This is a genomic window from Parapedobacter flavus (genome assembly GCF_035818675.1).
Taxonomy (GTDB): Bacteria; Bacteroidota; Bacteroidia; order Sphingobacteriales; family Sphingobacteriaceae; genus Parapedobacter; species Parapedobacter flavus.
The window spans coordinates 489049-501830 of sequence record NZ_JAYKZZ010000001.1 but is presented as its reverse complement, the minus strand read 5'-3'; the positions used below and the strand labels follow the sequence as shown (position 1 = coordinate 501830).

At 49.6% G+C, this 12782-nt stretch carries 15 protein-coding genes; 3 read left to right on the top strand and 12 right to left on the bottom strand.

Features of this window, described 5'->3' with window-relative positions; all coding sequences use genetic code 11:
- Positions 1 to 8 precede the first annotated feature (8 nt).
- Both U9S71_RS02075 and U9S71_RS02070 read right to left on the bottom strand, forming a co-directional pair.
- Positions 9 to 989 carry a sugar phosphate isomerase/epimerase family protein gene (locus U9S71_RS02075; RefSeq protein ID WP_326324867.1) on the bottom strand — a complete coding sequence of 327 codons (981 nt, stop codon included), beginning with the start codon at positions 987 to 989 and terminating at the stop codon, positions 9 to 11.
- Between the two features lie 7 nt (positions 990 to 996).
- A complete protein-coding gene (locus U9S71_RS02070) occupies positions 997 to 1182 on the bottom strand; it encodes a twin-arginine translocation signal domain-containing protein (RefSeq protein ID WP_326324865.1) in 186 nt (61 codons plus the stop codon).
- A gap of 155 nt (positions 1183 to 1337) precedes the next feature.
- Between U9S71_RS02070 and U9S71_RS02065 the strand changes: the two genes are divergently transcribed.
- Together U9S71_RS02065 and U9S71_RS02060 are read left to right on the top strand one after the other, a co-directional pair.
- A complete protein-coding gene (locus tag U9S71_RS02065) occupies positions 1338 to 1481 on the top strand; it encodes a hypothetical protein (RefSeq protein WP_326324863.1) in 144 nt (47 codons plus the stop codon).
- A 96-nt stretch (positions 1482 to 1577) separates the two neighbouring features.
- A complete protein-coding gene (locus tag U9S71_RS02060; RefSeq protein ID WP_326324862.1) occupies positions 1578 to 1772 on the top strand; it encodes a hypothetical protein in 195 nt (64 codons plus the stop codon).
- Positions 1773 to 1809: 37 nt separating this feature from the next.
- Here U9S71_RS02060 and mutS read toward each other — a convergent pair whose 3' ends face one another.
- Positions 1810 to 4443, bottom strand: coding sequence for a DNA mismatch repair protein MutS (gene mutS, locus U9S71_RS02055; RefSeq protein ID WP_326324860.1), 2634 nt, complete (start codon positions 4441 to 4443; stop codon positions 1810 to 1812).
- A gap of 70 nt (positions 4444 to 4513) precedes the next feature.
- Between mutS and mtgA the strand changes: the two genes are divergently transcribed.
- Positions 4514 to 5248, top strand: coding sequence for a monofunctional biosynthetic peptidoglycan transglycosylase (mtgA, locus tag U9S71_RS02050; protein ID WP_326324859.1), 735 nt, complete (start codon positions 4514 to 4516; stop codon positions 5246 to 5248).
- Between the two features lie 46 nt (positions 5249 to 5294).
- Here the strand turns inward: mtgA and U9S71_RS02045 are convergent, their stop codons facing one another.
- From U9S71_RS02045 to U9S71_RS02005, 9 genes are all read right to left on the bottom strand, one after another.
- Positions 5295 to 5750: an ABC transporter ATPase gene (locus tag U9S71_RS02045; protein ID WP_326324857.1), complete on the bottom strand. Its 456-nt coding sequence runs from the start codon at positions 5748 to 5750 to the stop codon at positions 5295 to 5297.
- 18 nt (positions 5751 to 5768) lie between these two features.
- On the bottom strand, positions 5769 to 6341 hold the full coding sequence (locus U9S71_RS02040) for a DUF420 domain-containing protein (protein WP_326324855.1): 573 nt from the start codon (positions 6339 to 6341) through the stop codon (positions 5769 to 5771).
- 17 nt (positions 6342 to 6358) lie between these two features.
- Positions 6359 to 6985, bottom strand: a complete 627-nt coding sequence (locus U9S71_RS02035; protein WP_326324853.1) for an SCO family protein — start codon at positions 6983 to 6985, stop codon at positions 6359 to 6361.
- 80 nt (positions 6986 to 7065) lie between these two features.
- On the bottom strand, positions 7066 to 7443 hold the full coding sequence (locus U9S71_RS02030) for a cytochrome C oxidase subunit IV family protein (protein WP_326324851.1): 378 nt from the start codon (positions 7441 to 7443) through the stop codon (positions 7066 to 7068).
- Between the two features lie 24 nt (positions 7444 to 7467).
- The gene (locus U9S71_RS02025; protein ID WP_326324850.1) at positions 7468 to 8196 is read right to left on the bottom strand and encodes a cytochrome c oxidase subunit 3; all 729 of its coding nucleotides are present in this window, start codon (positions 8194 to 8196) and stop codon (positions 7468 to 7470) included.
- A gap of 9 nt (positions 8197 to 8205) precedes the next feature.
- A complete protein-coding gene (locus U9S71_RS02020; protein WP_326324848.1) occupies positions 8206 to 8796 on the bottom strand; it encodes a cytochrome c oxidase subunit 3 in 591 nt (196 codons plus the stop codon).
- A complete protein-coding gene (gene cyoE, locus U9S71_RS02015) occupies positions 8793 to 9695 on the bottom strand; it encodes a heme o synthase (RefSeq protein WP_436410300.1) in 903 nt (300 codons plus the stop codon). The genes U9S71_RS02020 and cyoE overlap by 4 nt, the downstream gene beginning before the upstream one ends.
- A gap of 105 nt (positions 9696 to 9800) precedes the next feature.
- Positions 9801 to 10862 (bottom strand): COX15/CtaA family protein, encoded by a 1062-nt coding sequence (locus U9S71_RS02010; RefSeq protein ID WP_326324846.1) that lies wholly within the window; start codon positions 10860 to 10862, stop codon positions 9801 to 9803.
- A 6-nt stretch (positions 10863 to 10868) separates the two neighbouring features.
- Positions 10869 to 12761 carry a cytochrome c oxidase subunit I gene (locus U9S71_RS02005; RefSeq protein ID WP_326324844.1) on the bottom strand — a complete coding sequence of 631 codons (1893 nt, stop codon included), beginning with the start codon at positions 12759 to 12761 and terminating at the stop codon, positions 10869 to 10871.
- Between the last annotated feature and the right edge of the window lie 21 nt (positions 12762 to 12782).

The window sequence follows — 12782 nt, the reverse complement described above, 5'->3', positions numbered from 1 at the left end:
TCTACCAGTTATACTTGAAGCGCTTTACGCGCAAACTCCACACATTTAGCTACTTCCTTCACGGCATCCGAGCCATCCGGCACGGCGTACTCCAATTCGATTGTTGCGGGAAACTTATATTTACGTTCCGCCATCAGTTGCAATGCTTCGACAATCGGCGTATCGCCCTCGCCCCATGGCAGGTTTGCGCCGCCATTGGCTTTCGACTTCCGGTCTTTCGTGTGCATACTTACGATGTGCGGATGTTTGGCGTCGATGAATGGAATGGCTTCATAACCTGCCGCCACATAGTGCCCCATATCGAAATTGATGGCATTGTAGGGCGATTGTGCGATGGCTCCATCCCACATATCGAAAGTTTGTTGCGTGTGCCCATGGTAGCCAACATACACCTTGTTCTGTGCAGCGATGGCACCCAGACGCTGGGTATGTGCCGGGTCTTTCGGAAACTCCACGTTCGCCTGGTTAGCGCCCAATGCCTTTGCGGCACGGAAGGCGTAGTCGATTTCCGCATCGGTATTGTTCGCCCCCAGCGCACTCGGCTTATAACCGTAGATACTGACACCTGCCTTTTTGTACATCTTGCGGAGCTGTTTGAAGCGCGTCATCGGCACATTTGCCCGCCATGAGGCCAGTGTTTGGAGGTATGCCGTCCGCGCGGCCTTGTCGGTCTCCTCATCGCCGGTCTTTGCAGGTGCTTCCGGCGCACCGGCAAACGCTTCTGCTGCTGGCCCCATCAGCTCCACAGCGCTCACATTGGCTTCTACGCAGTAGCGCAATAGCTCTTCCGCACTGCTTGGCATTGACCGGAAAGAATACGTAATTACGCCGATCTGCACGCCCTTGAATACGGAATCCGGTTTACCGAGATTACGGATGTAGGCTGGCATACCCCAGGCTGGCGGAGCAATTGCTGCACCGATCATCAGGGCGGATGTCGATGCGAGGAACTGGCGACGGGATATCGGTGTTTTTTCTTTTGATTTCATGGCTATTTTATTTTTCAACGTCAAATGATGGTCTGCCGGTACCGATGTACCCCAGATTGAGGCGGTCGCTCGGAGCGATAAACCCGGTACCACCCAACACATGGCGTGGCAGGATCATAAACCCTGCAGCTGCCGCCGCACCCGTTTTCAGGAAGCCGCGGCGTGTGAAACCCACTGTCTCTTTGTTATCCATTAATTTATAATTGTTTCTGTATCGTATTTATATCGTTAACCCATTAGCAAACGATTGCCGCAGTTATGCTGCCATGTCTAAAGGGCAAAAAAGCGATACGCAAACTTAAAGAAACCTATTTCCAAACACAAGTTTAATTAACGTTTAAAAGGAACATGAAGAAGGAGGGTAAGGAATTTTCCGGTATCGGAGAAAACCTAACCGGTACCGGAAAAATGTTAACTGGTAAAGGGAAAGTCCTAACCGATATAGGGAAAGCGCATTCCGGTATCGGGAAAATCTCAATTGATACAGGTTAGCAATTTTCCGATACCGGAAAAAACCTAACCGGTGCAGGAAACGTCCCAACCGGTATCGGAAAAATCCCAACCGATGCGGGTAAGCAATTTTCCGGTATGGGAAAAAACCTAACCGGTACAGGAAATGTCCTAACCGGTACCGGGAAAATCTCAACCGATACAGGTGAGCAATTTTCCGGTATCGGGAAAAACCTAACCGGTATCAGGAAAGTCCTAACCGGTATCGGGAAAATCTCAACCGATACAGGTAAGCAATTTTCCGGTATCGGAGAAAACCTAATCGGTATCTGAAAAATGTTAACCGGTACCGGAAAATGGGTAATCAGTGTCAATTCTTCAACAACCGCTGGATCTCATCCAGCTTCATCAGTGCTTCCACAGGCGTCAGGGTGTTCACATCGAGGTTGTTGAGCATATCCCGGATTTTCACAAGGATGGGGTCGTCTATAGAAAACATCTGCAGCTGATAGGCCTGCTTCTGGATTTTCTTCATGCTGTCCTTGATGTGCTCACCACCGGTGCGCTCCTGCTCCAGCCGCTTCAGGATTTCGTTCGCCCGTTGCAGCAGCTTAGGGGGCATCCCGGCCAGTTTGGCTACATGGATACCGAAGCTGTGCTCGCTGCCACCGGGTACCAGTTTACGGAGGAAAATCACTTTGTTCGCCACCTCCTTTACGGAGACATTGAAATTCTTGATTCGCGGGAAAGAGGCCGCGAGTTCGTTCAGCTCGTGGTAATGGGTGGCAAAGAGCGTCTTTGCCCTTGCCGCCGGATGGCTATGCAAGAACTCTGCAATCGCCCAGGCAATGGATATACCATCGTAGGTGCTGGTACCCCGTCCGATCTCATCGAGCAGGATAAGGCTGCGTTCGGAGAGGTTATTCATGATACTGGCCGTCTCGTTCATCTCCACCATGAAGGTCGATTCGCCCGAGGTGAGATTGTCCGATGCCCCCACGCGGGTAAATATTTTATCGACCAAGCCAATTCGTGCTTCCTTAGCTGGCACGAAACTGCCCATCTGTGCCATGAGTACAATCAGTCCGGTCTGCCGCAACAGGGCAGATTTACCGGCCATGTTGGGGCCCGTGATGATGATGATCTGCTGGGTGTCGTTGTCGAGGAAAACATCATTGGTGATGTAGTCTTCATCGACCGGGAGGTGCTGTTCGATGACCGGATGGCGGCCACCTTTGATGTCGATGGCGTTGCTGAGGTCGATCGTTGGCTTCACGTAATGGTTCCGTTCGGCAATCACTGCAAAATTGAGCAGTACATCAAGCCGCGCCACGAGTTGGGCATTAAGCTGTATCGGTTTGATGTATTCGGCAACGGCGGCTACCAGCTCACCATACAACCGGGTCTCCAATGCCTGTATCTTTTCTTCTGCGCCGAGTATCTGTTCTTCGTAGGTTTTCAGTTCTTCGGTAATGTACCGTTCGGCATTCACCAGCGTCTGCTTACGCACCCACTCGGCGGGCACTTTGTCCTTATGGGCGTTGGTCACCTCCAGGTAATAGCCAAATACATTATTGAAGGCAATCTTCAACGAAGGGATGCCGGTGGCCTCCGCTTCGCGCTTCTGGATGGCGAGCAGGTAATCTTTGCCACCGAACGCTATTTCACGTAGCTTATCCAGCTCGCTGTCCACACCGTCGGCGATAACGTTCCCTTTGTTCACCGCCACCGGGGGTTCGGGCTGTAACTGTGTTTCGATGCGTTCGCGGATCAGCACACAGGTGTTCAACTGGTCGGCAAGGGTGTTGAGTGCGGGTACCGACACACTGCCGATGCGTGTTTTCAACGCTTCCACGGCATGGAGGGCCCGCTTCAATTGAACGACCTCCCGGGGGTTGGCCTTCTGGAGGCCAATCTTACTGATGAGCCGCTCCAAATCACCGATCTGCTTGATTTCACGGATCAACTCCTCGCGGAGATCGGCTTGCCGGTACAGGTAGTCGACAACTTCGAGCCTTTCCGTAATGGCCTTTTCATCCTTCAGCGGCATCACCATCCAGCGCTTCAGCAAGCGAGCGCCCATGGGCGAGGCCGTTTGGTCCATTACATCGGCCAGTGTAACGGCCTGCTCATTCGCTGACGCCACCAGCTCGAGGTTGCGGATGGTAAATCGGTCGAGCCACATATATTGGTCTTCCTCAATGCGCGAAAGGGTCGAAATATGCCGCAGGTTGCGGTGTTCGGTTTCGTTGAGGTAGTGCAACGCCACGCCTGCCGCCACAATACCCAACGGCAAACGATCCACACCGAATCCCTTGAGCGATTTAACCTCGAAGTGCTTGAGTAAGGTTTCCGTGGCATAGTCGCCCGTGTACGCCCATTCGTCGAGGGTATATGTATAGAACTGGCTTCCAAACTGGTCAACAAACGATTTGTATTGGCGTTTGCCCATGATGACCTCCGTGGGCTTGAAACCCTGGAGCAGCTTATCAATGTAGGCTGGGGTTCCTTGTGCCACCAGAAATTCGCCCGTGGAAATATCGAGGAATGACACACCAACGGTCTGTTTATCGAAAAAAACGGACGCTAGGTAATTGTTGGATTTCTGTTGGACAATGTTATCATTGTAAGACACACCCCGGGTTACCAGTTCGGTTACGCCCCGTTTTACGATGGTCTTGGTGGTCTTTGGGTCTTCCAGCTGGTCGCATATCGCTACACGCTGGCCAGCCCGAACCAGTTTAGGGAGATAGGTTTCGAGGGAATGGTGCGGAAAGCCCGCCAAGGCGGTCTCCGATTCGCTGCCATTACCCCGTTTGGTTTGCACGATACCGAGAATACGGGCAGCCTTGATAGCGTCCTCGCCAAACGTCTCGTAGAAATCGCCTACACGGAAAAGCAACAACGCTCCGGGATATTTCACCTTGATGCTGTTGTACTGCTGCATCAACGGGGTTTCTTTCTTTGACGTGCTTTTCACCGCCTTACTTGCTGTCTTTGCCATGTTAGGGGGGTAAAAATAGGATTATTGGTGTGATTTGGCAAGTTTCTATTATATTCGCGTAACAGAGACTATGGCAGCCAAACGAAAACGTAGGCAAAAACGAAAACGACGATCTCAACACCTCCCGAAGGTTAAAAATAAATACCTCCGGTGGTCCCTGCGGATAGTTGCTTATTTCTTTATCATCACCATCGGCTGGGTGATCGTGCTTGGTTTTATCAATCCGCCTATCACGTGGCTGATGGTGCAACGCGGTATTGAACGGAAAGCCGATGGTAAAGAATGGAAAATAACGAAGCAATGGCGACGGTATGACAACTTATCGGATAACTTGAAGCGTGCAGCCATCGCTGGCGAAGACGCCCGTTTTATGGAACACTGGGGGCTGGACCGCGAGGCGATCGCCGATGCGTATCAGCGCAACAAGGAAGGCGGCAAGCTACGCGGAGGCAGCACCATCAGCCAGCAAACCGCAAAGAACGTATTCCTTTGGCCCCGCCGTTCATGGATAAGAAAAGGTTTCGAAACGTATTTCACCTTGTTGATTGAATTGTTCTGGAGTAAGAAACGAATCCTCGAAGTGTACCTGAATGTAATTGAAACGGGCGACGGCCTGTATGGCGCGGAGGCTGCCGCGCAACACTATTACGGAAAATCTGCAAAGAGTCTTACCAAGCGGCAAGCGGCGTTGATCGTCGCCGTACTGCCCAATCCACGACGCTGGTCGCCCGCCAAACCGACGGCCTTCATCAACCGCAAGGCCCGCACCATTGTGCGGTATTTGGGGCACAGCGAAATTCCCTAATTATCGATAATGGATGGTGAATGGTCTGTCAATCATCAACTGTCAGTTACAAAAATACCTGTGCGTGCCAGCTTTCTTTCATCGGCACTTCCCAGTGGGTATCGAGTTCGGGATACGAGGTAATCAGGTTGTTGAATACGATAGTATCCTCTGTCACTTCCTTTTCAGCAATTAGCCGCTCAAACTCATGGCGTGGGGCCGCAACGATCTGCTCTCCTTTTCGATAAGCCATCTGTAGGCGGTCAAAGAGATTCAGTCCGGTTTCCTCTTCGATTTCCTTAAGTAGGTATACGGATTTATCGATGGAACAACCTGTTGGCGGGGCGATGGCGTCATCCACCATCAGGATAATGAAGCGATCATAACGAATCTCGGCCTTTGCGGCCAAAGGCTGGCCGTGCGCCTTCCAATCGGCCGTGAACAGCGCTAACTTGTCTTGTACCTTTGCTTTATCGGCCGCCGTCAATTGCCGGTCGGCTTGATATATCCAAATACGTTGCATATAAGCAAAGGTACGGATTTAGGTGTAATACGGCGAAATCATCAGATAAACCACCACGCCTGAAACCGCCACATACAACCAGAGGGGGAAGGTGTACCTGGCCAACTTGCGGTGCCGTATAAAGTCGCCAGACAGACCCCGGACAAACGTGATGAGTACAAAAGGGATGACAACAATGGACAGCAGGATATGGGAAATCAAGATAAAAAAGTAAACATAGCGGATAGAACCTTCCCCGCCGTAGGGTGTAGACTGGGCCGTCATGTGGTAGGCGACGTACATTAGCAGAAATGCCGCTGAACAACCGATGCATATTTTCACCAGGGTTTCATGTACGCGGCGTTTACCGTTCTTGATGGCCACCACGGCCATGACCAGCAATATGGCCGTCAAACCATTGATGGTGGCATAAATCGGTGGCAGGAAGGTTAACGGTTTCACATCATATCCCAGATCCCGCAGGTTTACACCAAACAGGATGGCTACAACCACTGGAATAGCAATGGAAAGTATGATAATCCACTTGTTATACTTCCTCGCGTCGTCGCTTATGCTTTGCTCCTTGCTCATATCTTGCATCTCACTTCTCATATCTCACATCCCGTATCTCAATACGGACTTGTTTCCCTGATCTCCTGCACCAGCAGTAATTTAAGCTCGTCGATCAAGCGGTCCACCTCCTTTTTCCTATTCACATCGTAATAGCCCCGTATGCGCTGTTTGGAATCTACCAATATCAGCGATGAACTGTGGATGAAATGCGCATCGCGCGTCGTATCCTGTACCGCATCAACCAGGAATCCATTCCGGGCAATAGCATACACATCGTCCTCGCCGGCTGTGAGGAAATGCCATTTTTTCGCTGCAGGCTGATAGGGTTCCGAATACTTCCGCAAGACAGCTGGCGTATCATAAGCCGTATCTACGGTGATGGTATAAAAGTTGATCATCCCATTCGTGGCAAAACGTTCAGCTACCCGATTCATTTCATCGTTCATGTGCTTGCAGAAGGTGGCGCAGCGGGTGTAGAAGAAATTAACCACCGATATGGTCGTATCATTTGTCAACACCTGTACGGGCGCCCCCTCCTGGCCGGTCAGTGAAAAAGGGGCAATCTGATGAAACAGGGTATCGGGCACCTGCTTACCCATCCTACTGGTGAAGGTGCCCGTTAGTACTTTTTCACCATAAATAGGCAACTTCTGATATCGGTTTTCACCCTTCCTTTCCAGCAAGAAATATAAAAATCCTGGCAGGATCAAAATAACTGCCAGGATTATGATTTTCTTTATGCCACTTGTATTCGCCGAGCCTGTCATTGTGGATTAGCCCAATGCGGGAATGCGTGATAATGGGTATTGAGGTACCCGCCTTCAGTAAGCATCAGTGCAATGAAGTAAATAATCAATATGAATACGATAGCCACAGACATGATGAAGCCGAATGTCTCAAACTTAAGATGCATGAAGTAGGCTACGATGTAATAAGCCTTAACCAAAGTAAGTACGATGTAAACGACATTCACCGCCATGCTCTTTTCGATGACCCCACCGTGGACCAATACGAGTGCAATAAAAAACTCCAATGCGGTAAGTGCGAGGAGGTAAAAGAACACCTGCCAAATCTTACGTTTGGTCATGCCCTCGTGGTGCTGCCCTTCCGCGTGTTCTACTGTATGATCTTGCGTAGCCATAATTTCAATAACTGCTTTAACTGTTTATACCAAATAAAAGAACGTAAATACAAATACCCACACCAAATCTACAAAGTGCCAGTAGAGTCCTACCTTCTCTACCATCAGGTAGCTACCCCGGCGTTGGAAGGTGTTGGCCAATGTCATAAAAAGGATAATGATGTTCAGCAGGATACCGATGGACACGTGGAAACCGTGGAAGCCCGTGATGGTAAAGAAGAGATTGGCGAACTGCAACGCCGAAACTTCCGAAATGTCTTTCGAAAAATAGGGTGCCAGGGTAACCTCGGGCGATACGCCCTCCTGTGAAGGAATACTGCCCCACCAGAAACCAGCATGATGCAGGTGTGTCCACTCCAAAGCCTGACAACCAATAAACATCAAACCGCCGATAATGGTAGCAATCATCCAGCCAACCACCTCCTTCTTCGAATTGCGGTGACCGGCTTCAACGGCCAGAACCATCGTTACCGAACTCATGATGAGGATAAAGGTCATGATCCCCACAAATACCAACGGATAGCCGTAATCTGCTATGAAAGGGATCGACTGGAAGACCTTATCCGGATCTACCCACGTCATGTGGGCGAACCGTTGCGAGCCGTAGTAAATCAAAAACGCGGAAAACGTAAATGCATCGGAGGTAAGGAAAAACCACATCATGATTTTGCCGTACTCCACGTTGAAAGGCGACCTACCACCGTTCCATCGTCCGGTCTTTACCTTATCTAATTCCGTTACAGTTGTACTCATTGTTCAGTATTATTGGTTCAAAAGTAAAAAAACATAAATATAAATCCACAAAAAGCCTAGAAAATGCCAAAACAGCGTAGCCAAGTCCATCCGGAATACATTATTCACTTGGTTAATCCCTTGAACACGCCCTACCAACGCACGAGCCAACACAAGGACGCCCGCGAGAATGTGAGCGAGGTGCATGCCGGTAAAAATATAAATAAACGATTGGGATGCATTGTTATTCACAAACACGACTCCCCTACTCGTTAGTATGCCCCAAGCATATACTTGGATGACAAAGAAACCAATGCCCAGCAGGAGTGTTGCTACGAGCAGTAGTTTCTGCTTCGCAAATTGGGTTTTCTTTGCAGCAACATAGGCCAGTTGCATGGTCACGCTACTGGCCACAATCAAAAGCGTGCTGTAAATGAAGGCATCGGGTAATATCGTTTTGATACCGCGGTCCACTCCCCCCGCCGTGTACACGATAAAACCACTGGATAGTGCGGCAAACATCATGAACATACCAATCATGCCAAGCCAAAGATTGAATTTCTTAGCTTTTTGCTGCGCTAAATCTTCTTTATTTTGGGTGTATTGTACCATGGCTATCATAATGCTACAAAATCAAACAGTAATACCAATTGGATAACCGGCAAGTAGAAAAAAGACGTAAACATCACCTTCCGGGCAGATGCCAAATCGCGCTGCATGAACAATTTGAGACCATACCAACTGAACAGCAAAGCCCCTGCTAAGGAGACCAGTGAGACCGCCAAACCGCCAAACCCGAAATAGTACGGAAGTAAGCTTACCGGAATCATCAATAAAGTAGAGACCAACACCATGAATGCCGACACTTTATCGCGTTTCGTGGTAGGCAATAACCGAAAGCCCGCCCGCTTATAATCTTCATCCAGCACCCAAGCAATACCCCAGAAATGAGGAAACTGCCATACAAATTGGATGGCAAATAAAACCAGCGGAATCACGACAATCGCCGCCGCATTTGATTGGCTATATACAGCCAAATCATTTTGGCTGAAAGCCGCATAGTAGCCAATTAACGGCGGAAGTGCCCCAGGGAACGCGCCAACAAATACGGCTATCGGCGATTTCCGCTTCAGTGGAGTATAGATAAAGGCGTAAAGAATAATGGAAAACACCGACAGTACGCCGGCTATAAAATTGAGCGTAACCAGTGTGTATGTCCCTACAATCCCCATCAGCAAGCTCAGTACTAGTGCCTGCCCCGTGGTCATCCTCCCGGCAGGAATCGGTCGATCTGCCGTACGTTTCATGAGCTTGTCCAAATCGCGCTCAATAATCTCGTTGAAGCCATTGGCCGAACCGGTAACCAGAAAGCCACCAAGTGTCAGTATCAGCCAATTGAGCCAGTTGATATCGCCTTGTTGCTTACTGCCTATGAGGAACGCAATGGAGGCCGAGAACACCACTGTCATGGTCAACCTCATTTTGACCAACTTCTTCAGATCGTCGACAAACTGCATCACTTCTGCGAGCACCACCCCCCGATGTTGTTTATGCACAACGACATCTCCCCTGCTTTTTTTGGCTTGCATGTCATTATCCGATATATTCATTTCCTCTCCTTCAAATTATAAAATGTTCTTCCGCGACACCGTGCTTAACAGCAATACCAGATAATACTGTGTACCGAACAACAAACAGGCCACCATCAAATGTACCGTCTGGGCGTACGGGGGCATTGCTAAATAGGCCAATATCAACGCGCTAACTAACTGTAATCCGAACAGTATGAGCAGCACGTTAGTAAATCTGCTTTGGTGGGTATTGGCGGCGAACCGCGAACGTACCACAAAGAACAGCGCTACGATGACGATACCCGACACCCAGGCCAAGCTACGATGGAGCTCAAACACCCCATTGACCTGATCCAGCCAATGCGCCCTATCGGGCCAATTGCCCGATGAGGCTATCATGTCAATCTCTTCCCGCACCCCGGTGCCAATAGCCACTTGCAATACAATGACCAATAGGGAAAATATCGCCAGTGGCTTAATCCAACGTGACGTGTGATTAATCAGCAGGTCTTTGTCGCGCATCGATCTCACCTTGAAATAGGTGTAGATGCTAATGCCCAAAATAACCAGTGCCAACAACATGTGCACCGTGATAATCCAAGGCATCAGGTTGGTCGATACAACAATAGACCCCAACCAAGCCTGGTAACCCAGAGCAAATACATTGATCACACTCCAAACAAAAATGGATCGCTTTGTTTTAAAGAACGTAATGGAGCATATTGCGGTGAGCAATACCAAAACCCCTGTTACCGCGCCCACCAATCGATTGACATATTCTGTCCACGTTTTCGCTGCGTTGAACTCCTCATGTTGGAGGATGCTCTCATCGTGCCGGATACGGTCGGCCTGCTCCTCGTAACCAAACCGCTCCAACATATGCGCGAACCGCTCATTCTTGGCCTTCCGTCCCGCGATGTACTTTTCTTCAAAGCCAGGCGGTAATTGCGACACATCCGTAGGCGGTACCAGCCGATCGAAACATTTGGGCCAGTCTGGGCATCCCATACCCGACCCCGTACTCCGTACCACACCGCCTGCGAGGATCACCAGGAATATCGAAACAATCGTTATCTTGTTAATCCTTAAAAATCGTCGTTCAGCGGGGGGCAGCATGTCCGGTTACTCCGTTTCCTTTTCCCGTTGGGGGTTGTTCGCCAACTCCCATTCCCGCTGGATACGTTCCGCCTCCGGATTGCCCTCGAAATCGTGGGGCAGGTTTGAACTCATCGTTTCAGAGAAAGGAACCGTCTGTGGGATGAAATCCTCATGATGCCCTGGCTTGCTGTAATCGTATGGCCACCGGTAAACCGTCGGAATTTCCCCAGGCCAGTTGCCGTGAATATGTTTCACCGGTGTAGTCCACTCCAATGTGTTGGAACCCCAAGGGTTCTGTGGCGCAACCTTACCAAACTTAATGGATGTAAAGAAATTCCACAGGAAGGCGATCTGTCCTAAACCGGCGATGATTGCAGACCAAGTGATAAACACGTTCACAGACATCCATTTCTCCATGAACGGGAATTCGGTAAAGGCGTAGTACCTGCGCGGCACGCCGTCGATTCCCATGAAGTGCATGGGGAAGAATACGAAATACGCACCTACAAACGTGAGCCAGAAATGAAGATAGCCCAGCTTTTCGTCCATCATGCGGCCGAACATCTTGGGGTACCAATGGTAAACACCGCACAGCATCCCGAATATCGACGCCGACCCCATAACCAAGTGGAAGTGGGCGACAACGAAATAGGTGTCGTGCAGGTTAATATCCAAGGCAGAGTTACCCACGTACAATCCGGTTAAGCCTCCTGAGATGAAAAACGACACCATCCCTATGGCGAAAAGCATAGCCGGCGTAAACCGGATATTCCCCCGCCATAACGTAGCCAGGTAGTTAAACGACTTCACCGCCGAAGGTACCGCTATAATCAGTGTGGTAATCATAAACACACCACCCAGGAACGGATTCATCCCGGTGACGAACATGTGGTGGCCCCACACGATAAATGACAATACGGTAATACCAACCAGGGAGTAAACCATTGCGTGGTAACCAAAGATCGGTTTACGAGAATTGGTCGAGATCACTTCTGATGTAAGCCCCAGCGCAGGCATCAATACGATGTACACTTCGGGGTGACCCAAAAACCAGAACAAGTGCTGGAACAAAATAGGGCTTCCACCCTCATTGGGGAGGATTTGCCCTTGGATAACCAAATCTGATAGGTAAAAGCTAGTACCGACGCTCCGATCAAAGAACAGCAATACCACGGCCGATACCAGCACCGGGAACGAAAGCAATCCGACAATCGCCGTCAGGAAAAACGCCCATATTGTCAGCGGCATTTTCCAAAGGTCCATCCCTTTGGTACGCAAGTTCAAAATCGTACTGATATAATTGGTACCACCTAACACCTGCGATATGATGAACATCACCATACTAACCAACCACAAGGTCATCCCCAAACCGGAGCCGCTGATGGCTTTGGGCACCGCAGATAGTGGCGGATAGACCGTCCACCCCGCACTAGCTGGTCCGCTTTCCACAAAGAAGGACGAGACCATAACGACACACGCCCCAAAGAAGAACCAGTATGAAAGCATATTCATAAAAGGCGATGCCATATCCCGGGCGCCAAGTTGATAAGGAATCAGCAGGTTACTGAACGTACCGCTAAGCCCGGCCGTAAGTACAAAGAATACCATAATGGTACCGTGTATGGTGACCAGCGCCAGGAAAAAATCCGGGTGGATACGTCCACCTTCGGCCCATTTGCTGCCCAAAAACAATTCCAAAATCGGAAATTCCTTATCGGGCCAAGCCAATTGGAGCCTAAACAATATGGATAAGATCATGGCAAAAACGGCCATGATGATACCGGTAATCAAAAATTGCTTCGCAATCATCTTGTGGTCTTGACTAAATACATATTTAGTCCAAAATGATTCATGGTGATGCCCATGTTCAGCGTGGTGTTCTAAACCATGTGTATCTGCGCTTGCTATACTTGACATATCTCTGTATTAAATACGTTA

Excerpts from the sequence above, each read along its gene's own strand:
- U9S71_RS02075 (WP_326324867.1), bottom strand. The coding sequence starts at position 989 with ATGAAATCAAAAGAAAAAACACCGATATCCCGTCGCCAGTTCCTCGCA.
- U9S71_RS02070 (WP_326324865.1), bottom strand. The coding sequence starts at position 1,182 with ATGGATAACAAAGAGACAGTGGGTTTCACACGCCGCGGCTTCCTGAAA.
- U9S71_RS02065 (WP_326324863.1), top strand. The coding sequence starts at position 1,338 with ATGAAGAAGGAGGGTAAGGAATTTTCCGGTATCGGAGAAAACCTAACC.
- U9S71_RS02060 (WP_326324862.1), top strand. The coding sequence starts at position 1,578 with ATGGGAAAAAACCTAACCGGTACAGGAAATGTCCTAACCGGTACCGGG.
- mutS (WP_326324860.1), bottom strand. The coding sequence starts at position 4,443 with ATGGCAAAGACAGCAAGTAAGGCGGTGAAAAGCACGTCAAAGAAAGAA.
- mtgA (WP_326324859.1), top strand. The coding sequence starts at position 4,514 with ATGGCAGCCAAACGAAAACGTAGGCAAAAACGAAAACGACGATCTCAA.
- U9S71_RS02045 (WP_326324857.1), bottom strand. The coding sequence starts at position 5,750 with ATGCAACGTATTTGGATATATCAAGCCGACCGGCAATTGACGGCGGCC.
- U9S71_RS02040 (WP_326324855.1), bottom strand. The coding sequence starts at position 6,341 with ATGAGAAGTGAGATGCAAGATATGAGCAAGGAGCAAAGCATAAGCGAC.
- U9S71_RS02030 (WP_326324851.1), bottom strand. The coding sequence starts at position 7,443 with ATGGCTACGCAAGATCATACAGTAGAACACGCGGAAGGGCAGCACCAC.
- U9S71_RS02025 (WP_326324850.1), bottom strand. The coding sequence starts at position 8,196 with ATGAGTACAACTGTAACGGAATTAGATAAGGTAAAGACCGGACGATGG.
- U9S71_RS02020 (WP_326324848.1), bottom strand. The coding sequence starts at position 8,796 with ATGATAGCCATGGTACAATACACCCAAAATAAAGAAGATTTAGCGCAG.
- U9S71_RS02010 (WP_326324846.1), bottom strand. The coding sequence starts at position 10,862 with ATGCTGCCCCCCGCTGAACGACGATTTTTAAGGATTAACAAGATAACG.
- U9S71_RS02005 (WP_326324844.1), bottom strand. The coding sequence starts at position 12,761 with ATGTCAAGTATAGCAAGCGCAGATACACATGGTTTAGAACACCACGCT.